The sequence below is a fragment of the Flavobacterium sp. 83 genome (assembly GCF_000744835.1).
In the GTDB taxonomy this organism is placed as follows: Bacteria; Bacteroidota; Bacteroidia; order Flavobacteriales; family Flavobacteriaceae; genus Flavobacterium.
The window spans coordinates 1,271,294-1,292,560 of record NZ_JQMS01000001.1 but is presented as its reverse complement, the minus strand read 5'-3'; the positions used below and the strand labels follow the sequence as shown (position 1 = coordinate 1,292,560).

The window sequence follows — 21,267 nt, the reverse complement described above, 5'->3', positions numbered from 1 at the left end:
GAGGCGTTTTCTAAAAAATTTTGAAGTAAATTATTTTTGTAACAACACTTCAGTTCTTCTATTTTGAGCTTTACCTTTAGCTGTTTTGTTTGTTGCAACTGGTGCAGTTTCACCATAACCTACAGCACTTAAATTATCAGCATTAATACCTCTTTCGATTAAAGCATTTTTAACAACACTTGCTCTAGCATCAGAAAGTTTTTGGTTGTATTCATCTGAACCATCGCTATCTGTATGTCCTTCGATACGGAATTTAGCATTAGGATAATTTTTAAGAATATTTGCCATAGCATCTAATCTTACAGGAACGTCAGCCGTTTTAAAAGTAGCTTTACCTGAATTAAAGTAAACTGCTCTAGCTTGAATTTTAAGATTATCTAAAGCTTCAGTAGTTACTTCAGGACATCCTTTGTTACTAGCTGGACCAGCAACAGCAGGACAAGCATCATCTTTATCTAAAACTGAATCACCATCAGTATCTGGCCAAGGGCAACCTGCATTTTCTTTAGGACCAGCAACAGTTGGACATTTGTCATCTTTATCAGCAACTCCATCTCCGTCAGCATCTGGACAACCTTTTAAAGCAGCTAAACCAGCAACTTCTGGACAAGCATCATCTTTATCAGCAATTCCATCTCCATCTGTATCAGGACATCCGTTTAATGCAGCTAAACCAGCAACTTCTGGACAAGCATCAGCACTATCTTGAATTCCATCTCCATCAGTATCAGGACATCCGTTGAATTGTTTCAAACCAGCAACTTCTGGACAAGCATCATCTTTATCATATATTCCATCACCATCTGTATCTTTACCACCAAATTTGAAGATAAGACCTGCAGTGTGCTGCCAATGAGAAGGAGAATCAATAACACCGTTGTTGTCTTCTCTATCTCCAAAAGATTTTTTGTAAGTTGTAGTAAAAGAAAGTCCGATATTTTCAGTAAACCAGATATTTAATCCAGCTCCTGGATTAACAGTTCCAAAGCTATCTTTTCCTAAGAAAGTATACCCCCCACCTACAGCAAGAGACGGATCAATTACTTTAGATTTAATCAAGTTCATAAAACTGTATCTGATAGTACCATCGATACCATAATACATTAAATCCCCAGGATTAGTTACGATATAACCACGAGAATCATGACCTGCAGCAGTTGGACGAAAATAAACTGCTTTTGTAATTTTATTTACTGATCCAGAAAGTCCAAACGAGAAATTATCTCCTATGAATCTAGATACACTTAAATAAGATACAGAAGGAAGAACATTCCAGTCATTTTTAGCAGCAAATGGCTGAGAAAAGTGACGGTCTAACCATCCATGTCCTCCCATGGCGCTAGCTTTAGTGTCAACGGCATTAACTCCAAAAGAGATTGCCCATGGATTGTTACTGTCTTGTGCGTGAGAACTTAAACCCAACACCATCATTACAGCAACTAAAAGTTTGTTAAGATGTTTCATACTTAATTTTTTTAATTACAATTTAGTTAATTATTAAACAAAAGTAACCCGTAAATTTTTAACTACAAAATGGAATGTTAAAAAAAACAATAATAATAGCGGTAAAGTGGAAATTATATAACTTTCAACAAGAATTATACAACTCCCAACATACGTCCTACTTCAACAAAAGCGCTAATTGCCTTATCCAAGTGGGCTGTTGTGTGCGCTGCAGATAGTTGTACTCTAATTCTGGCCTTATCCTTAGGAACCACCGGAAAAAAGAAACCTATAACATAAATTCCTCTTTTCAACAATTCATTAGCCATATTCTGAGATAATTTAGCATCATATAACATCACTGGAACAATTGCAGAATCACCATCAATGATATCAAAACCGGCTTTTTTCATTCCTTTTTTGAAATAGCTGGTATTCCATTCCAATTTATCTCTTAAAACAGTATCTCTTTCTAATATTTCAAAAACCTTTATAGAAGCCCCAACAATTGCTGGTGCCAAAGAATTAGAAAACAAGTAAGGTCTTGAACGTTGACGCAATATTTCTATAACTTCTTTTTTGGCAGTCGTATATCCTCCCATTGCTCCACCAAGCGCTTTCCCTAATGTCCCTGTTATAATATCTACTCTTCCCATTACGCCTTTTACTTCCAGCGTACCCTTTCCTGTTGCACCAATAAATCCGGCAGCATGACACTCATCAACCATTACCATTGCATCATATTTATCAGCTAAATCACAAATTTTATCCAATGGCGCTATTACTCCGTCCATAGAGAAAACACCGTCCGTAACAATTAATTTAAAACGAGTTCCAGCCTCAGTAGCTTTAATCAGCTGTTGTTCTAAATCTTCCATGTTACTATTTTCATAACGGTAACGGGCTGCTTTACATAAACGAACACCATCTATAATAGAAGCGTGATTCAAACTATCTGAGATTATTGCGTCGTTTTCACCTAATAAAGGTTCGAAAACTCCTCCATTCGCATCAAAAGCTGCTGCATAAAGAATAGTATCTTCTGTACCATAAAATTCAGAAATCTTTTTTTCCAATGTTTTGTGAATATCTTGGGTCCCACAAATAAAACGGACGGACGACATTCCAAAACCATGAGAATCTAATGTGTCTTTTGCAGCCTGTATTACTTCAGGGTGCGATGCTAATCCCAAATAATTATTGGCACAAAAATTCAGAACAGTTTCTCCTGTCGAAATAATGATTTCTGCACCTTGAGGCGAAGTAATTATTCGCTCCGATTTGAAGATTCCATTATCTTCTATAGTTTGCAATTCTGCCTGTAAGTATTCTTTGATTTTTCCGTACATTTTATGCGTTTGTTAAAGCGTTGTTTATTCCTTTTTCTATAAGCTTACAAATTTACTACATCGATTTCTTTCCCTATGTATATTAATGCCTTTTTAACTACTTTGTATCCCATTTTCTCAATAGCATGTTGATAATTCGCTAATTGTTGTTGGTATTTAACATTATGTGTTCCTGTTTTATAATCCAGCAACAATACTTCTTTGTTTTTTGTTAAAACTATTCGGTCTGGTTTAACTGTTTTTCCTTCTTTTTGAATGATTGTTTGTTCATTCAAAATTTCATTTTCTTCGGCAAAATAAGTGGAAAGTTCCAAATGGCCAACAATTTCTTGAATCGTATTGTACACTGTTTCTTTTTGAGCAAAAGTGATTAATCCGTTTTCAATAGATTTTATAATTGCCAAATCAACATCATTCTTGGTTTTTACAAAAGATAAAATTTCATGAATTACATTTCCATATTCAATAGCTTCCTGCTGATGCGTTCCCCACATTAAAGCTTCGCGTTGTGCGATTTTTATATTTTGGGGATTTAGAATTTCTGAAACTAAAGGAATCGTTTTTGAAGTATCGACATGCTCTTTCCCTACAGACAATCTAATCAAATTACCAAATTCATATTCCATTTTATTTTCATCAAATTCGCATTTACTACCTATATAATTAATAAAAAAGCTACACATATTATTCTTTGGAATCTCCCCTTTGTTGGATAAATTCATATTCGAAATCACATACAATTGTTCCTCAGCTCGGGTTAAAGCAACGTATAAAACATTAATATTATCCAACAATTCTTCCTGTTTCTTTTGGTTATAAACTTCAGCAGCTTCCTCTCCAAATCCTTCTACTGCGCTACTATTGTCAATCAATACTTTTGGCAAACCAAAATCCTGTTCCTCAGCATTAATCCATAATTTATCTTTTGGTTTTCTATTGTAATCTTCCTCCGCAAAAGGAAAAATTACAACTGGAAACTCCAGTCCTTTCGATTTGTGAATGGTCATAATTCGAACCGCATTTGTCCCTTCCGGAGATGGAATACTGAATTTCTCCGCATTTTTATCCCAGAAATTCAAGAAATCTGAAATTCCTGCTTGGTTCCGAATATCTCGCTCCAGAACAATGTCTAGGAAATATTGGACGTAAGCATTCCCCTCCCCAACCCTCTCCGAAGGGGAAGGAGCCGAAACTGGAGCAATAGAATCTAGAAAAATTTCTTGACTTACTAACTCCTTTTTTATCTCTTTTAAAACTTCTGAAATACTCTTTACTACTTGCTCATTGGTAAATCGAATGACTTTATAGCCTAATTTATTTAAAGTAATTGTTCTATAATTATCCAACTGTATTTGTTCTTCTGTAAAATGGTATTCACCATCCACTTCAAGAACCAGTTTTTTGGACAAGCAAACAAAATCAACAATAAAATCATCTATCAAATGTTGTTGCCTAAATTTATAATCTTCCAGTGATTTAGATTTAAGTTCCATCCAAAGAACTTTCTCAGCATGCGTGGGCTGCTTTCGCATTTCTTTTGCTTTTTCTATCAAAAGATGAGAATAATTACCACCCGTCATTAACCCTAATTTATTTGATTCAATAAGACTATTTTTATCCACACGATTAACCACTCCGTCACCCTTTCCTTTGGAGAGGGCTGGGGTGAGGAACTTTGCTATTATAGTTTCCACCGCTTCATACAATGATTTTTTTCGAATATTTTGAAAAGAAAGTGAAACATCAAAACTCATCAACCAATTTTCGAAATCAGTTTCTTGAAACAACGCCATTCCCTGAGCGATAAAATCATGAATCGGTAATTTATCCTGACTGTTTTTCGCTAAATATTGAAGAAAATTTGCTTTGGATTCTAGGTCTGAACTGTTTTTCAAATATTTCAATAAATGAATAATCAATCTAACTTCGGTCGCATTTTGAATCATCAAAGTTTCCGAAGACAAAAGCGGAATTCCTTGCTCGGTTAGATAATTCGCAATTGCAATTCCCTGACTTCTTTTTCTAGTCAGAATCACAATATCTTTGTATTGAAAGCCTTGTTTTAGCGTTTTTTGAATCGTATTTAAAGTTGCTAAAACATACAAATCGGTTTTATCTAAAGTTTCGTCGTCATCTTCCGAAGTTTCTACTTTTGGAATGAAAGAAATATTTACATAGCCACCAGTTTTATCATTCGTTTTTTGATGGCTATGATTTTCATACAAATCTTTATAATCCAAATGGTCAAATTCATTCGATAACAATTTAAAAAAATCATTATTAAATTCTATTATTTGCGAATAACTACGGTAATTTTTATCTAAATGTTCGAGTCTTTTATCGGGATTATTGAACGGATTTTGGTCCTTACTTAGTTCAATAAACTGTTCTGCTTTTCCACCACGCCATCTGTAAATGGATTGCTTAGGATCTCCAACAATCATCAAGGTTCCTTTTACACCAAAATCATCCTGACCCGAAAGCGCATTGTCAATCAGCGGAATCAGATTCTGCCATTGCATTTCGGAAGTATCCTGAAATTCATCTATAAAAAAATGACGGTAGCGTTCACCCAATCGTTCGTATATAAAAGGTGCCGGCTGATTTTGAATCTCCCGATGAATAATCGCATTAAATTCTGAAATGGAAAGTACATTTTGTTCTTCCTGAATTTTGGCTAATTCATTACTCACCGTATTTAACAATGATAAAGGCGTAATGTTTTTTAGGAACGCTTTATAGAAATTTATCTTTTCAAAAGTCGAATAAACTTTCGATAGAATTTGTAAAAATTCAGGAATTAGATTTTCAATAATCGCACGATCTTTTGCCGTTTTATTGATAGCAATATCATCAAACTCATGAAACATTTTATTCTTGGGATTGAATTTCCCTTGCTGAATACTCGTAATATGATTGGGAAAAGTGCCTCTAGAAAAGGATTTGGTGTCAATCCCGTTTTTATCAATTAAGGCTAACGCTTCTTCTGCAAAAACAATAGTTTGCTTTTCTAAGTCTTTGCAGGCTTCAGAAAGTTTGTTTTTGATTTCGACAAACTCAAGGATAGATTTATCTTGAAAATGAGTGATTTCATTTCGGTTATTTTCATTTAAAACCAAACGACCCGTTTCAAGAATTTCACGAGAAATGTCCCAAGATTTGTCATCATCGGTTTTTTCCATCGTAAAATCGATGAGCAATTTAGTTAATGTTTCATCTTCTCCGGCTTGGGCGATGATGGCATCAACAGCTTCTACAAGCAGATTTTCGGTATCCAAAGTAACTTCAAACGTCATAGGTAAATTCAAATCATGTGCAAAAGCCCGAATCACTTTATGCGTGAATTTATCAATGGTCGAAATATCAAAAGCAGCATAATTATGAATTATGTGCTTGATGATTTGCTGTGATTTAGTTTTTATTTCAATGATTGAAAGCCCTATTGGTTCTTCGCTCCATTCTTCAGGATTATTTTCTTTTCGTTTTCCGTTCACCAAATCCTGCATTAAATCCAGTGCTTTCCCACTAGGCTCTTCTTTGGCAAATTCTGACAAACTGCCTACGATTCGGGATTTCATTTCGTGTACCGCTTTGTTGGTAAACGTAATGGCGAGAATGTTGCGATATGCATCATTCTTGGGCGCAACAAGGATAATTTTCAGGTATTCTTTGACAAGCGCATAGGTTTTTCCGGAGCCGGCAGATGCGTCGTATATGGAGAAGGAAGGTCTTTGCATTAATATTTTTGATTTCTGATTAACGTTTTTTGATTTCTGATTTAGAATGAGCGTCCTAATTTCCCAAATTCCCTAGCCCTGATGGAAACGGCATCCTTTTTATAAGGTGATTTTTCATCATCTTATAAAAAGGATGCCGTTTCCATCAGGAAATAGCTTCTAAAAACACACGTATTAATAGGTTACTTTTAAAATTTGTCCCGAAACTTCGGGATAAAACTTAAAAGTAGTATTTTTGCAGCATGGAAACAAATAGACAGAAAAAAATAGGTGGGGTTATCCAAAAAGATTTGGTTGACATTCTGCAAGGTGAGGTGAGAAAAAACGGAGTGGCAAACTTAGTCATTTCGGTATCCAAGGTTACGGTGACTACCGATTTATCAGTAGCGACAGTGCATTTAAGCGTTTTCCCTCAGGACAAAGCCAAAGAAATCTTAGAGGCGGTTAAGTCCAATGCTAAAAACATAAAACATGATTTATCGCAACGAGTTCGTTTGCAATTAAGAAAAGTTCCCAATTTGGTTTTCTTTATTGACGACTCTTTAGACTACATTGAAAAAATTGACAATGCGTTAGCCAATAGAGATAATCCTATAGAAAATAGAGATCTTTTGGACAAACGCAGATTCCAATAAAATTTGAATTTTCCCCTTTACATAGCCAAACGCTACATTCTTAGCAATAGTAAAAATAATGCTATCAATATCATCAATCGAATTGCCAGCATGGGAATTATTGTTGGCGCAATGGCTTTGTTTGTGGTTTTGTCCGTTTTTAGCGGACTGAAACTTTTTAGCCTTTCGTTTACGAATGACATTGATCCGGATTTGAAAGCGAGTTCGATTCTAGGAAAATCTTTTTTTATTTCTCCCACACAAGAAAGTCAAATTAAAAAAATTAACGGCTTAGTTTCGTACACTAAAATTATTGAAGAGCGCGTTTTATTTACTTTTGACGGAAAACAGGAAGTTACCTACTTAAAAGGAGTTGATGCCAATTATGTCAAAGTAAATGCGATTGAAACAAAACTTTTCAACGGACAATGGCTTAAACCAGATACGTATCAAGTGGTTGTAGGTTACGGAATCGCCCAAAAATTCTCGATGGGATTATTGGATTTCAATCGTCAATTGGAAGTTTTAGTTCCAAAACCAGGAAAAGGTGCTATTGAAAATCCAGAACAAGCTTTTAACAAAACGGATATTATTCCGGTTGGAATTTATGCAATTAGCGAGGATTTAGATTCCAAATATGTTTTTGCAGATTTAGGTTTAGCGCAAGAATTATTGGAATACAAAACCAATCAGGTTTCTGGGATTGAAATCAAAATGAAAAGTGCTGCTGACGAAAGTGCTATTACTGACAAACTCAAAACTATTTTCAATAATAAAATCACCGTAAAAAACAGAGCACAACTTAACGAATCATTGTATAAAATGTTGAATACCGAAAATATTGCGGTGTATCTAATTTTTACTTTGGTGATTATAGTGGCGCTTTTCAACTTGATTGGCGCACTGATTATGATGATTTTAGACAAAAAAGGAAATCTTAAAACCTTATTCAATCTAGGAACTGAAATCAAAGATTTGCGAAAAATATTTCTGCTTCAAGGTACTTTATTAAGTGTTTTTGGTGGAATTATTGGACTCATTTTAGGCATTATAATTGTATTACTGCAACAACATTTTCAGCTGGTTATGATTACTCCTACACTAGCTTATCCTGTTGTTTTTTCTCTTGAAAATGTACTGATTGTAATGGGAACGATTGTCTCACTTGGTTTTGTCGCTTCGCTGATTGCAAGTAGTAGGGTGAGTAAAAAATTGTTGGACTAAAACCAAACTAATCCCTTTAGGGTTTAAAATCCTAAAAGACTGAACGATTAAACAACCTCATATCCTGCATACGCTTCTTCGATTTCATTCAAAGCGGCGAATAATTCTTCAGGACGATCCAGCGTAACTAATTTTTGTTTGTGCGTTTTAAAAGAATGAATTCCTTTAAAATAATTGGTATAATGTGGACGCGTTTCTACAATTCCTAGTCTTTCACCTTTCCATTCCATTGCCCAAGTAAGGTGATTTCGCACTGCTTCAACTCTATCAATAACAGTAGGTTTTGGCAAATGTTCTCCCGTTTTGAAATAATGTTTGATTTCGTCAAAAATCCAAGGATAACCTATTGCTGCACGACCAATCATGATTCCGTCGATGCCGTATTCATTTTTGTATTGCAATGCTTTTTCTGGGGAATCAATATCTCCGTTACCGAAAATAGGCATTGTGATTCTAGGATTATTTTTTACTCGGGCAATGTGAGACCAATCAGAATGACCTTTGTACATTTGGGCACGAGTTCTGGCGTGTATACTCAAAGCGGCAACACCAATGTCTTGCAAACGCTCTGCCACTTCATCAATATTTATGGAATTATCATCCCAACCCAAACGTGTTTTTACAGTGACAGGTAAATGTGTACTGTCGATAACGGCCTGAGTAAGACGAATCATTAAATCTACATCTTTAAGAACTCCGGCTCCGGCTCCTTTGCAAACGACTTTTTTAACGGGACAACCAAAATTAATATCGATTATATCTGGGTTTACGGTAGATACAATTTTTGATGACATTGCCATTGCTTCTTCGTCTCCGCCGAAAATCTGGATTCCTACAGGTCTTTCGTAATCAAAAATATCTAATTTCATTCGGCTTTTGATAGCGTCACGAATCAAACCTTCGGAAGAAATAAATTCAGAATACATCATATCAGCCCCATGAGCCTTACATAATCTACGGAAAGGTGGATCACTCACGTCTTCCATAGGCGCGAGAAGTAAAGGGAAATCAGGTAATTCTATGTTGCCAATCTTGATCATCAATTTATTTTTTTGCAAAGATAGTTAAGAAAACTCGGTTATGAAATTTAATCTTATGTGTGACAATCATTTAAAATTAATAATTATTTTTACGAAAACTTAGCAATGCTTTTTCAATTTGGATTTTATAGTTCGGTTTTACTTATTTCCTTTACACAAGGTTTAATCTATAGCGTTTTAATACTCGCAAAGGCTATAAAAACTCAAAACAAATCCAATTATTTATTGAGTCTTTTTATTTTTTTGTGCTGTCTTTATATTGCGCCCTGGATGTTAGGTTTTGCTGGTTGGTATGACAATCAACCATACAGGGATTTTTTATTTTATACTCCGTTCCAACACTTATTTTTTGTTGGCCCAATTATCTTTTTTTACACGCAAAGTTTATTAAATCCCTCCTTCAAATTTTTAAAAAAAGAAGTACTCCATTTAATTCCTGGATTCATTTATCTCCTATACATTATTGCAATTTGGATTTATGACAAGTTTATTTTTGGTGATTACTATTTCTATAAAAACGGCATGGATAAAGATTTTGATTATTGGTATCAAAAGCTAGGTTTAGTTTCCATGATTGTCTATTTTATTTTGAGTATTCAATATTATAATATTTACAAAAAACTAATTTTTCAAGTAGTTAGTTATGCCGATTCCATTTTATTTGAATGGATAAAAACCTATCAGATGGCTTTTTTAGTGATGCTTCTTCTTCCTGTTTTTTTTGACATTTTAGGATTCTTTTATCCCGAAATAAAATCGTATCAAGGCAGTTGGTGGTTTTTTCTGTCCTTTTCGATAGTTATGTATTACATTGCAATTGCCGGATATTCCAATCCTATAAATACTACAATTCCTTTCAAGATGTCGTTTTTTGATAAAAATCCGACTCTTTTATTGAATGAAAATAATACAAATGAATCAGAAACCATAATTGATATTCAGCACGAAACTTTTGAAGAAAAAAATTCGCCAGAAATTGAACTTTGGAAATCAAAAATTGCAACCTTAATTCAAACTGAAAAATTGTATAAAAATCCCGAATTGACGCTTACCGATTTGGCAAAAAAATTAGAAACAAATGCTTCTGTGATTTCTAAAACTATCAATCAAGGTTTTCAAATGAATTTTAACGATTGCATCAATAATTACCGAATTGAAGCCGTAAAAAATAGTTTTACAAATGGCGAACAAAAAAAATCTACCTTATTAGGAATTGCTTTTGATAATGGATTCAATTCAAAAGCTACTTTCAACCGCTCTTTCAAGAAAAATACTGGAAAAACTCCGAAAGAATTTATCGAAACTTTGTAACCTCAACGTTCACGACACTTCCCAAATACTATTTAGTTAGTCTCAAATCATAATTTGAAGCGATTGGCTATGATTTATGACGCAATTTTGTTCTGTTATTAATCATTAAAATTTAAATTATGAAAACAGCTATTGCATTATTCGCTATTTTATTACTTACTACTTCTTGTGGTGTTTTTGGTTCGCTAACTTCTAACACAACTATTAAACCAAACGAAAGTTTTGTTTTAGGAAATAATGAACACGGAACCTTTAAAGTAAAACTTAAAAACGTTTCCAAGCACGATTTACAAATAATTATGGCTCCTATTACTGGAGGAACGCATTCGCCAATTATTGTTAGTCCAAATGAAACTATTAAAGTAAAAGCAGAAAGCAATACCGCTTTAGTTATTGAAAACAAATCCAATGAAATTGCATCGGTCGATTTGTATGTTACTGGCGATATCGGATTATCTATGGGTTATAAAAATTAAACGAGTTTTCAATCAAAAATCAATCATTAAAAAACTAATTATGACAAAATTAATCATCTCAATTGTTTTGGCTTTATCGTCAACTTTTGCAAACGCACAACTAAGAGGTTCAGGAAAAACAATTACCAAAACTTACGATTATAAAAATTTTGATAAAGTACGTTTTGATGATTTAGACGGAAAACTCGAAATAGAAGTAGGAAAACCATTTTCAATTACAATAACGATTGATGATAATTTATCCAGCTTATTGACACTAGTAGAATATTCTCACGACAAACAATTGACAATAGCATTAAAAGGAAACCGAAATAACAAAATGTATATTGAAAACACTAAAATTTATGTAAAAATAACCATGCCTTTTATACTAGAAGTAAGCAATAATGGTAATTCTGGTTTAACTGTTACTAGTGTAAACAGTAAAAATTTCAAATCAGTAAATCCAGTAAATGGAAGTACTACTCTGTCAGGACTTGTTGATAATCTTGAGATAATTTGTCGAGGCAATGGAAATCTTAACGCCGAAAAACTAATCGCAAAAAATGCTAAAATAACTTGTAGTGGCAATGGAAATGCAAGAGTAAATGCAACTAATATTATTGAATCAATCAAATCTGGAAACGGAAATATTGTAAATGTTAACAAATAGTACTATTAATTTCAAATCTAAAAAATATGAAACTACTCACTAGAATTACAAAACCCATTTTGTTGCCACATTGGTCGCAAGATTTATTTATAACTATTCCACGAATCGTTTGTGGTTACTTGCTTGCTTTTAATTTTGGAGCGGCAAAATTCGGAATGCCTTGGTCTCCAGTCGATAATAATTTAGGATTGTTTGAAGTAGCTTTTTGGTTTCCAAATGATGTAGCAAAATACGGTGGAATTTTTGCTATTGCTCCCGTTTTCTTTGCTTGGATAGGTGCCTTTTCTGAAGCCATTGGCGGATTATTGTTATTGTTCGGATTTCAAACTAGAATAGCCTCTTTTCTTATTATTTGCACCATGTTAGTAGCAATTTTTATGCAACAAATCAACAACGGATTATGGAGTTGTCTAGCCGCCATGGGATTTCTTTGGGTTGTGATGTTCCATTTAATTCTAGGTTCAGGAAGATTTGGAATTGATTATCTAGTAACTAAAACCAAAATATAATTATGAAAACCCCAGTAACAATAATCGCATTATTACTTACTTTATTAGTAACAAGTTGCGTGCAGAAATCGTATAAAAAGACTATTGTTTTTACTTTGGATGCATCCGAAATAAAAAATAGTAAAAAAGTGGGAATTAGAGGAAACGACAAACCTTTATCTTGGGATTATGACACCAAAATGAAAGAGATTAAAAAAGACAGTCTTTATGAAATAGCTGTAACTTTTGAAACTGGATATAAATTTACTGAAGTGAAATTTGTTGTAAATGACACTTTTGAATTTAGAGATAAAGAAAACAGAAGAGTACTATTTTCTGAAAAAGACACCACTTTTTACAATGCAAAATATAATATGAGGTAAAATATAATTTTTTAAAATACCTGAAAATTAATTCCAATTCAACTGTCAAACTTTTACCCTATATTTGCAGATTAAATGCGAAAGCATTAGTAAAATTGACAGATACAGAAGATGAAGCATATTAGAAATTTTTGCATTATTGCACATATTGACCACGGAAAAAGTACGCTTGCTGACAGACTTCTTGGCGCCACACAAACCGTTACCGCTCGTGAAGAAAAAGCGCAATTGCTTGATAACATGGACCTGGAGCGTGAACGTGGGATTACGATTAAGAGTCACGCGATTCAGATGGAATACACGTATAAAGGACAAGAATACATCCTGAATTTAATTGATACTCCGGGACACGTGGATTTTTCCTATGAGGTTTCTCGTTCGATTGCTGCTTGTGAAGGTGCGCTTTTGATTGTAGATGCAGCGCAAAGTATACAAGCACAAACGATTTCGAATTTATATTTGGCTTTGGAGAATGACTTAGAAATTATTCCAGTTTTGAATAAAGTGGATTTACCGAGCGCCAATCCTGAGGAAGTGAGCGATGATATTGTTGACTTGTTAGGTTGCAAATTAGAAGAAATTATTCATGCTTCAGGTAAAACTGGCTTAGGTGTTGAAAATATTTTGGCAGCCATTATCGAAAGAATTCCGCCTCCATCAGGAAATGTGGACGAACCATTACAAGCATTGATTTTTGACTCGCATTACAATCCGTTTCGCGGAATTGAGGTTATTTTCCGTGTGAAAAACGGACAGATTAAAAAAGGCCAAAAGATTAAATTCATGGCTACCGGAAACGAATATTTTGCGGATGAAATTGGTACATTGAAATTAAACCAAGTTCCGAAACAAGTAATTTCAGCAGGTGATGTTGGGTATTTGATTTCGGGAATTAAAGAAGCAAAAGAAGTAAAAGTGGGTGATACGCTAACCGATGCGAAAAACCCAACTACTAATATTATTACTGGTTTTGAGGATGTGAAACCAATGGTTTTTGCAGGGATTTACCCAGTAGATACTGAAGATTATGAGGAGTTGAGAAACTCTATGGAAAAATTACAGTTGAATGATGCTTCGTTGGTATTTTTACCAGAAAGCTCAGCGGCTTTAGGATTTGGTTTCCGTTGTGGATTCCTTGGGATGTTGCACATGGAAATTATCCAAGAGCGTTTGGAGAGAGAGTTCAACATGACGGTTATAACTACGGTCCCCAACGTTTCGTACCATGCATTTACGAAAAAAAATCCTGAAACGGTTTTAATAGTAAACAACCCATCCGACTTACCTGAGCCATCTCGTTTGGACCATGTTGAAGAACCATTTATTAAAGCTACCATAATTACAAAAGCCGATTATGTTGGGAACGTAATGAGTCTATGTATTGAAAAACGTGGATTGATTACCAACCAAACGTATTTGACTACGGAACGTGTAGAATTGACTTTTGATATGCCATTAGCAGAGATTGTATTTGACTTTTATGACCGATTAAAAACGGTTTCTAAAGGGTATGCTTCCTTTGATTATACACCAATTGGAATGAGAACTTCTAATTTGGTTAAAGTAGATATCTTATTAAATGCTACTATTGTTGATGCTTTATCTTCATTGATGCACGTAGACAATGCCTATTCTATTGGTAAAAAAATGTGTGAGAAGCTGAAAGAATTAATCCCTCGCCAACAATTTGACATTCCTGTTCAAGCGGCTATAGGTGTAAAAGTGATTTCGCGTGAAACAATAAAAGCATTGCGTAAAGATGTTACCGCCAAATGTTATGGTGGGGATATTTCCCGCAAACGTAAATTATTGGAAAAGCAGAAAAAAGGTAAAAAACGTATGAGATTGGTTGGAAATGTTGAAATTCCACAAGAAGCGTTTATGGCAGTTTTGAAATTGAATGATTAATTTTTTTTAGAAAAAAGAACGGAGATTAAATATATAGAACCCTGACGATTTTAAAATCGTCAGGGTTTTTTTTTATTTATCTTTCAACCATTCAAACAATCGCTCGGCATCTTCCCCTTTAAATAATTGTGTCCCTTCATTCATCGTTGCTGCCGAACCGCAAGCGACTCCCCAGCGAATAACTTCTTTCAGACTTTTATTTTGTGAAAGTGCCCAAACCATTCCACCCACCATACTGTCACCTGCACCCACAGTGCTTTTTTTTGCGACATTGGGAGCAGGAACAAATTCGTAAGAATCTTTTGTAACCAGCACAGCACCCTGCGGTCCTAGGGAAACCACAACAATTTCAGCACCTCCTTTAGCAATGATTTGTTTTGCGGCTTCATTTACTTCTTCCAGTTCCAATCGCTCCACACCAATGAGTTTTGCCAGTTCACCAACATTGGGTTTTATCAAATAGACACCAACTTCTAAGGCTTTTCTTAATGCCTCGCCAGATGTATCTACAATTAATTTAGCATTTGATTTTTTGGCGATTTCTGCGATTTTTTGATAAAAATCTACTGACAGACCTTCATTCAAACTCCCGCTGGCTACTAGAAATTTTAGTTTAAAATTAGCTATGGTTTCTAATATCCTGTTACTTTCGTCAGGAGTAATTTTTCCCCCTGTAAAACCAAATCGGTATTGTGAATTGGTATTATCATCCACAGCGACAAAACTTTCTCTTGTCCAAGTTTGAACTTCGATTGCTTTAAATTCAACTGATTCTTTCGCAACCAATTCTTCCAGCATTTTACCCATTGGTCCACCAGAAGTAAATACTGCTAAAGATGTACCTCCCAGACGGGAAATTGCTTTAGAAACATTGATTCCCCCACCTCCCGCATCATAACGAGGCTCATCACATCGTATTTTTTGTTCCGGGACTAAGCCTTTAAAATGAGTACTTTTATCTAAAGCAGGATTAACTGTAAGCGTAACTATATCAAATGGCTTCATTTTTCTCAAATTTAATACTCTAAAGGTCGGATAAAATTGATAGAATTTGATACAAATCAAGGCGAATATTTCTTTGTATATTTGCAACCTCAAAACAACGAAAATAATGATCGAAGATAAAACCCCACAACGCACAAGTATTGCTCAATTAGGAGAATTTGGATTAATAGACCATTTGACAAAAAACTTTGAAATCAACCAAGCTTCTACTTTAAAGGGAATTGGAGATGATGCTGCCGTCTTGGATTTTGCATCTAAAAAAGTAGTAGTTTCAACTGATTTGTTGATTGAAGGTGTGCATTTTGATTTGGCTTATATGCCACTAAAACATTTAGGCTATAAAGCTGTTGTGGTCAATGTTTCTGACATTTGCGCGATGAATGCCAAACCAACACAAATAACGGTTTCAATTGCTGTATCTAATCGGTTTCCATTAGAAGCTTTAGAAGAATTATTCGCAGGGATTACGCATGCTGCTCGTGAATATAATGTAGATGTTATTGGTGGCGATACTACTTCATCCCAAAAAGGATTAATCATCAGTATAACCGCCATTGGCGAGGCAGATGCTGAAGAAATCGTTTATAGGAATGGTGCCAAACAAACTGATTTACTAGTTGTTACTGGTGATATTGGTGCTGCCTATATGGGATTACAAGTTTTAGAAAGAGAAAAGCAAGTTTTTCAGGTTAATCCAAATTCGCAACCAGATTTAGATGCTTATACGTATTTGATAGAACGTCAATTGAAGCCAGAAGCCAGAAAAGATGTCCGTACTTTATTGCACGCTTTAGAAATAAAACCAACTTCAATGATTGATATTTCAGATGGATTGTCATCGGAAATTATGCATTTGTGCAAACAGTCTAAAGTGGGTTGTAATTTATACGAAGACAAACTACCAATCGACCCACAATTTATTAATGTTTGCGAAGAATTCAACATCGACAGTACAACAGTAGCAATAAACGGAGGTGAAGATTACGAATTACTTTTCACCATTGCCATGGAAGACTTTGAAAAAATAAAGGGCAATCCAAATTTTACTATTATAGGCCATATGACACAAGAAAGTGAAGGTATTCACTTAGTCACTCGAGCCAATACCAAAATTGCTTTAAAGGCCCGTGGTTGGGATGCTTTGAGTCAATAGGAATCTGTAAAATAAACAAAAAACGACACCTGAAAAGTGTCGTTTTTGTTTAAAGTTCATTTACAGCTAAAAAAGTAATCCTTGATTTTTTGCCTCACGAATTAAATCTATATCGCTACCATTGTCTATTTTCAATAATTCTTTTAAGTTTAGTTTTCTCCTTTCAATTTCTCCTAATGAAATAGGAATGTATTGCGGTATCTCATTCAGCTTAGTCCCTTTTGATAAATGAAATAAAATTTGTTTGTCAAATTGATCAATTTCTATCGTATCCTTTTCGGCTAAGTTTAGCATTTTTTGAACGGATTCACTATAATAAATTTTATTATTTATGACTTTGTCAAAAGCAAAAAGTAATTCGTCGAATGTCAAATCATTTTTTATTACTAATCCATTTGGGCTTATAGTACTTATAATAGTTTTTAATTTCAGTAATTCAGTATACATAGTCAGCAAAATGATTTTGCAGGAAGGCATTGTTTCGTTGATTAATTTCGCTAAATCCTCACCAGAATAAATACCTTTTTCTTCATAAGAAGGCATACTAATATCTAAAAAAGCGATATCAAAAGCTAAAGTATCTGGGTTAGTAATCAAATCATATGCCGACTTACAGTCCTTAGCCTGACTAATAAAAAACTCAAAATCTTTAGGATTATATCTTGTAATTGCATTTTTATATCCTTCAATAATAAAAGGATGATCATCAACGATTAGTATATTATTTTGAATCATTGTCTTTTCAGTTGAGGCAATTGTCATTTCTATGTAAGTATTAATTTTTGTTCTATTGGAACTGTAATTGTAATTGTTGTTCCTTCCCCTTTATTTGATTTTATATCTACTGTTCCAATACATTCTTTCGTTCGAGATTGAATGTTTTGTATGCCAATACCTCTTTTTGCTTTATTTACATTAAACCCAACCCCATCATCATTTATTGACAAAAATAAATTTTCACCATTTTTCTTGAGTTCCACTTTAATTGTATTTGCGTTAGCATACTTATTAATGTTTTGAAGTGACTCTTGAATAATTCGGTATAAGTTTATTTTAATAGCATTACTTAATAACTCCCATTTTATAGCCGGATCAATTGTCGTTATTAATTTTGGTTTAAATGTTTTTTTCTGATCTTCAAATAAATTATTTACAATGGCAACGAAGTTATTAATTAATTCCGATTTTTCTCTATTCAAGTCATGTGAAATTTCACGAATATCTTGCTCAATATTTTTTAATTCTGCCAAATAACTATTCCTTTGATTAACTGCAATCTCATCATTAAATTTATTCAAACCATCCAAATTCATCCGTACGCCAAACATTCTTCCCAAAACACCATCGTGCAACTCTTGCGCCACTCTTTTTTTCTCGACAATCCTACTCGTTTCAATGGTGCTTTGTTGCGAAATCATTAAATTATAGATTTCTTCATTGACTTTTTGTTGCTCTTGTTTGAACAATAATTCTCTATTCTTCGTTTTTTGAGCTTTAATTACAAACAACAAGAGGCCTAACATAGTAAAACCACTAAACCCAAATAACAAATTTCGGTTTTTAGTTTCCAGATTTGTATTCTCTCCTTTTATTTGATCTGTTTCATACTCAATGCGAGAAAACTTATCGCCCATTTTACGCTCTGCTTTCTGCAGTTCTTCATTAATATGAATGTATTCCTTTGTATAATCAGATGCCTTTTCGGGTTCTATAACAGCCAATTGTTTTAACGCCACTAAAATATCTCTAGAAATATTGGTGCTTCGGGCAAGTAATAATGCTTCTTTAGAATACTGTAAAGCTTTGATAGTATCCTTTTTTGAAGCAAAATATTCTGATAAATGGATTTTATTAATAAATATTCCAGATGTTAATTTCAAACTATCTCTTAGTTTCAACGACTGATAAAACATTTTCGGGAGCCCTTCAGTCTCATTTAATTTGAATTTAGAATAAGCCAAATTGTCCAACAACATTGTATAAACGTATGGTTTTTGGATAATTAGATTTTTCTGTTCCAATCCCTTTTGAAAATATTCTTTTGCAAATAAGTATTTTTGCGAATTGAGATAGAGAAAGCCAATATTATTATAAGAAGTGGCTCTAGACTGAAATTCCAATGGTATAATTTCATCATCAATTACAGTCAATGCCTTATTATTATAAACTATAGCCGATTCATAATCCCCAAGCTCATTATAAATCAATCCTAAAAGATTATAGGCATCATATAAAATACTATTTATTTTATTTTCTCCTTTAACAATACGCAAAACATTGAACACTGATTTTTCGCTTCCTAAAAAATCCCCTGCTTTATAAAGTAAATTTGCTTTACTAAATAATGTTTTACCTAAATTAATATTATCTCCCAGTTTAGCATACATTTTTTCTGCTTTATAATAAAACTGAAAAGAACTGTCCAAAATTGCTTGTGACTCATAATAATCCCCCAAATAAGTATAGCCTTTTATTATACTTGTAGTATCCTTAGCACTTTCAGACTTTTCCAAAACTAAATGCACCGTTTTATTAAAATCTTTCCAGTTGTTAATGTTATAATACCTATTGGCAACTTTGAACAGATTGACTCGATTTAACGAATCGTTTTCTTGATTGATTACTATTTCAAAAGCTTTATGACTATATTCTTGTCTCTTTTCTCGTGCTAAGGTAAAATCATTTGCTAATGAAAAATAAGTAGAAAGACTGTCTTCTGATGAAGTAACAGTAATGTCTTCTGCTTTTTTTGGGGTACAACCAAAACAAACAAAAATCAGAAACAATAATAGAAGTATGTAGTATTTATTTTTCAATAGCCGCTAATGAATTTTGCCAAAAATAGTGAAATAAAACTATTGACATAAAAAAAGGCTATCAAATTATTGATAGCCTAAATATTATTTAAAAAATTTACTTAAATTATTAGTCAACTTTTACATTTCCTCCTGTTGCTCCACCACCAATGATATCCACTTTTACATTTCCTCCTGTTGCTCCACCACCAATGATATCCACTTTTACATTTCCTCCTGTTGCTCCACCACCAATGATATCCACTTTTACATTTCCTCCTGTTGCTCCGCCACCTATAATATTAACATTAGTATCAGATTTCACAGTGTTTTTAGTTTCTGGTGTAGTGAATGATGTTAATATCATTACTAAAGAGAATAAACCGATTGTTAAGATTGCTTTTTTCATAATTTGGGGATTTTATATTGTTATGTTTTTTACTTTTTCGCCTCCTTTTGCAGGAAATTGTTTAGTAAAATTACATAAGCATTATTAAAATTTCCTACAAAAAAAGGCATTTATGGTAGATCATATCCGTTTGATAGTGAATGGCAGTCAAATTATGGTAGATGGTTGAATTTTAAATTTCCAAATAATTTCCATTAGAAAAATCGGAAATAATTAGGTCAACATTTGCCTTATACGATTTGGAGAAAGGAAGCTTTGTAGTAGTATTTTTAATGTAGCAAACTGTATTTCCTGTATGAATTCTAGAAATGTAATTTCGGTTTACTATATAACTATTATGAATCCTGATAAAAGGGAAAGATAAAATTCCTTCAAAATGCTTCAATGTTTTGAAAGCAGTTATCATTTCACCATTATTTAAGTGTATGTCAGTAGAATTATTATCCGCTTGGAAATAGCAAATATCTTTAGCATCAATATACCTATAATCACCATACGATTTTATACATAGAATGAGAGGCTGCTCCTGATTTGGTGCCTCTTGCCTAACTGAAACTATAGGCTTTTCATCAAAAGTTGGTAGTTGTTTCGAAAGGACTTCTTCTGCATTAGTCGATTTGTTCAATTTTAAAATTGATTTTACAATATCGATACGTGTTAATGGTTTTAATAAATAATCTGCTACTTCATATTGAATAGCTTCAAAAGCCAAATCTTTCTTGGCGGTAGTAATAATAATCTTAGGAACTATTTTAAGATACCTATACAACTCATTAATAAGAGTCAAAGATAAATTACTCTCTTTATTTGCAGGATCAATTTCAAGAAAAACTAATTGAGGAGTGTGTTCTAAAATAAGATTTAAGCCATCCGTGTAATTATTTGCTGAAGCCACAAAAGTAAGCTCCGAAAAACTATCAGCAATGGCTTTTGTTTTCGAAACACTTTCTTGATCATCGTCAATAACAATGTACGAGTAATTCATCAATGGCTATTCCTAAAATCGTTAGGCATAACATCAGATTTCCAAAGTAAAATGTACTTCAAATTATTAAGTAATATTGGTAGTTTTGGGAAACTAATTAAACAAAAGCATGAAATACTGCATAAAAACCCTTATTTAACAGTCTAAAAATAAGCATTTAACCAATTTTCAATATGTGTTGTTAATATGTTTTTAACAAATGTTGATACATTAAGATGAAGCGCATATAAATCCGATAAAGCGCATAAATTCTTGTTACAAAAGGAATTAATAACTATTTTCTTTCTAATTAATT

General features: G+C 33.4%; 18 protein-coding genes. 9 read left to right on the top strand and 9 right to left on the bottom strand.

All coding sequences use genetic code 11. The features are described 5' to 3' along the window. Positions 1–30 precede the first annotated feature (30 nt). The 3 genes from T410_RS05600 to T410_RS16705 form a co-directional block, all read right to left on the bottom strand. Entirely contained in the window at positions 31–1,464 is a 1,434-nt protein-coding gene (locus T410_RS05600; RefSeq protein ID WP_035669313.1) for an OmpA family protein, read from the bottom strand. A gap of 134 nt (positions 1,465–1,598) precedes the next feature. Continuing rightward, on the bottom strand, positions 1,599–2,792 hold the full coding sequence (kbl, locus tag T410_RS05595) for a glycine C-acetyltransferase (protein WP_035669311.1): 1,194 nt from the start codon (positions 2,790–2,792) through the stop codon (positions 1,599–1,601). A gap of 44 nt (positions 2,793–2,836) precedes the next feature. Next, positions 2,837–6,529 carry an exodeoxyribonuclease V subunit beta gene (locus tag T410_RS16705; RefSeq protein WP_081897812.1) on the bottom strand — a complete coding sequence of 1,231 codons (3,693 nt, stop codon included), beginning with the start codon at positions 6,527–6,529 and terminating at the stop codon, positions 2,837–2,839. Between the two features lie 242 nt (positions 6,530–6,771). Here T410_RS16705 and rbfA point away from each other — a divergent pair, with 242 nt between their 5' ends. Beyond that, a complete protein-coding gene (gene rbfA, locus T410_RS05580; protein WP_035669309.1) occupies positions 6,772–7,164 on the top strand; it encodes a 30S ribosome-binding factor RbfA in 393 nt (130 codons plus the stop codon). Between the two features lie 3 nt (positions 7,165–7,167). Then, on the top strand, positions 7,168–8,367 hold the full coding sequence (locus tag T410_RS05575) for an FtsX-like permease family protein (protein ID WP_035669308.1): 1,200 nt from the start codon (positions 7,168–7,170) through the stop codon (positions 8,365–8,367). A gap of 47 nt (positions 8,368–8,414) precedes the next feature. On the opposite strand, the gene dusB is transcribed toward T410_RS05575, so the two are convergent. Then, on the bottom strand, positions 8,415–9,407 hold the full coding sequence (dusB, locus tag T410_RS05570; RefSeq protein WP_035669306.1) for a tRNA dihydrouridine synthase DusB: 993 nt from the start codon (positions 9,405–9,407) through the stop codon (positions 8,415–8,417). 522 nt (positions 9,408–9,929) lie between these two features. On the opposite strand from dusB, the gene T410_RS05565 reads away from it, so the two are divergent. The 6 genes from T410_RS05565 to lepA all read left to right on the top strand — a co-directional run bounded on the left by T410_RS05565 (position 9,930) and on the right by lepA (position 14,625). Further along, a complete protein-coding gene (locus tag T410_RS05565; RefSeq protein ID WP_238567345.1) occupies positions 9,930–10,718 on the top strand; it encodes an AraC family transcriptional regulator in 789 nt (262 codons plus the stop codon). A 119-nt stretch (positions 10,719–10,837) separates the two neighbouring features. Continuing rightward, a complete protein-coding gene (locus T410_RS05560; RefSeq protein ID WP_035669302.1) occupies positions 10,838–11,194 on the top strand; it encodes a hypothetical protein in 357 nt (118 codons plus the stop codon). A 40-nt stretch (positions 11,195–11,234) separates the two neighbouring features. After that, positions 11,235–11,846: a GIN domain-containing protein gene (locus T410_RS05555; protein WP_035669299.1), complete on the top strand. Its 612-nt coding sequence runs from the start codon at positions 11,235–11,237 to the stop codon at positions 11,844–11,846. A gap of 26 nt (positions 11,847–11,872) precedes the next feature. Further along, the gene (locus tag T410_RS05550) at positions 11,873–12,355 is read left to right on the top strand and encodes a DoxX family protein (protein ID WP_035669297.1); all 483 of its coding nucleotides are present in this window, start codon (positions 11,873–11,875) and stop codon (positions 12,353–12,355) included. 2 nt (positions 12,356–12,357) lie between these two features. Further along, complete coding sequence (locus T410_RS05545) at positions 12,358–12,717, top strand: hypothetical protein (RefSeq protein WP_035669295.1); 360 nt, start codon at positions 12,358–12,360, stop codon at positions 12,715–12,717. A gap of 111 nt (positions 12,718–12,828) precedes the next feature. Then, entirely contained in the window at positions 12,829–14,625 is a 1,797-nt protein-coding gene (gene lepA / locus T410_RS05540; protein WP_035669292.1) for a translation elongation factor 4, read from the top strand. A 72-nt stretch (positions 14,626–14,697) separates the two neighbouring features. On the opposite strand, the gene T410_RS05535 is transcribed toward lepA, so the two are convergent. Further along, positions 14,698–15,630 carry a 1-phosphofructokinase family hexose kinase gene (locus T410_RS05535; RefSeq protein ID WP_035669289.1) on the bottom strand — a complete coding sequence of 311 codons (933 nt, stop codon included), beginning with the start codon at positions 15,628–15,630 and terminating at the stop codon, positions 14,698–14,700. A 106-nt stretch (positions 15,631–15,736) separates the two neighbouring features. Between T410_RS05535 and thiL the strand changes: the two genes are divergently transcribed. Beyond that, positions 15,737–16,783 (top strand): thiamine-phosphate kinase, encoded by a 1,047-nt coding sequence (gene thiL / locus T410_RS05530; protein WP_035669286.1) that lies wholly within the window; start codon positions 15,737–15,739, stop codon positions 16,781–16,783. A gap of 66 nt (positions 16,784–16,849) precedes the next feature. Here thiL and T410_RS05525 read toward each other — a convergent pair whose 3' ends face one another. The 4 genes from T410_RS05525 to T410_RS05510 form a co-directional block, all read right to left on the bottom strand. Continuing rightward, positions 16,850–17,545, bottom strand: a complete 696-nt coding sequence (locus T410_RS05525; RefSeq protein WP_035669285.1) for a response regulator — start codon at positions 17,543–17,545, stop codon at positions 16,850–16,852. Positions 17,546–17,547: 2 nt separating this feature from the next. Continuing rightward, positions 17,548–19,599: a tetratricopeptide repeat-containing sensor histidine kinase gene (locus tag T410_RS05520; RefSeq protein ID WP_035669284.1), complete on the bottom strand. Its 2,052-nt coding sequence runs from the start codon at positions 19,597–19,599 to the stop codon at positions 17,548–17,550. Between the two features lie 109 nt (positions 19,600–19,708). Continuing rightward, positions 19,709–19,987: a hypothetical protein gene (locus T410_RS05515; protein WP_035669283.1), complete on the bottom strand. Its 279-nt coding sequence runs from the start codon at positions 19,985–19,987 to the stop codon at positions 19,709–19,711. A 172-nt stretch (positions 19,988–20,159) separates the two neighbouring features. Then, positions 20,160–20,972, bottom strand: a complete 813-nt coding sequence (locus T410_RS05510) for a LytTR family DNA-binding domain-containing protein (protein WP_035669281.1) — start codon at positions 20,970–20,972, stop codon at positions 20,160–20,162. Positions 20,973–21,267 lie beyond the last annotated feature (295 nt).

What these genes read in the sequence shown, in the direction of transcription:
- rbfA (WP_035669309.1), top strand. Translation starts at nt 6,772, where the DNA reads ATGGAAACAAATAGACAGAAAAAAATAGGTGGGGTTATCCAAAAAGAT.
- T410_RS05515 (WP_035669283.1), bottom strand. Translation starts at nt 19,987, where the DNA reads ATGAAAAAAGCAATCTTAACAATCGGTTTATTCTCTTTAGTAATGATA.
- T410_RS05555 (WP_035669299.1), top strand. Translation starts at nt 11,235, where the DNA reads ATGACAAAATTAATCATCTCAATTGTTTTGGCTTTATCGTCAACTTTT.
- T410_RS05545 (WP_035669295.1), top strand. Translation starts at nt 12,358, where the DNA reads ATGAAAACCCCAGTAACAATAATCGCATTATTACTTACTTTATTAGTA.
- lepA (WP_035669292.1), top strand. Translation starts at nt 12,829, where the DNA reads ATGAAGCATATTAGAAATTTTTGCATTATTGCACATATTGACCACGGA.
- T410_RS05525 (WP_035669285.1), bottom strand. Translation starts at nt 17,545, where the DNA reads ATGACAATTGCCTCAACTGAAAAGACAATGATTCAAAATAATATACTA.
- T410_RS05565 (WP_238567345.1), top strand. Translation starts at nt 9,930, where the DNA reads ATGGATAAAGATTTTGATTATTGGTATCAAAAGCTAGGTTTAGTTTCC.
- kbl (WP_035669311.1), bottom strand. Translation starts at nt 2,792, where the DNA reads ATGTACGGAAAAATCAAAGAATACTTACAGGCAGAATTGCAAACTATA.
- dusB (WP_035669306.1), bottom strand. Translation starts at nt 9,407, where the DNA reads ATGATCAAGATTGGCAACATAGAATTACCTGATTTCCCTTTACTTCTC.
- T410_RS05550 (WP_035669297.1), top strand. Translation starts at nt 11,873, where the DNA reads ATGAAACTACTCACTAGAATTACAAAACCCATTTTGTTGCCACATTGG.
- T410_RS05560 (WP_035669302.1), top strand. Translation starts at nt 10,838, where the DNA reads ATGAAAACAGCTATTGCATTATTCGCTATTTTATTACTTACTACTTCT.
- T410_RS05535 (WP_035669289.1), bottom strand. Translation starts at nt 15,630, where the DNA reads ATGAAGCCATTTGATATAGTTACGCTTACAGTTAATCCTGCTTTAGAT.
- T410_RS05600 (WP_035669313.1), bottom strand. Translation starts at nt 1,464, where the DNA reads ATGAAACATCTTAACAAACTTTTAGTTGCTGTAATGATGGTGTTGGGT.
- thiL (WP_035669286.1), top strand. Translation starts at nt 15,737, where the DNA reads ATGATCGAAGATAAAACCCCACAACGCACAAGTATTGCTCAATTAGGA.
- T410_RS16705 (WP_081897812.1), bottom strand. Translation starts at nt 6,529, where the DNA reads ATGCAAAGACCTTCCTTCTCCATATACGACGCATCTGCCGGCTCCGGA.
- T410_RS05510 (WP_035669281.1), bottom strand. Translation starts at nt 20,972, where the DNA reads ATGAATTACTCGTACATTGTTATTGACGATGATCAAGAAAGTGTTTCG.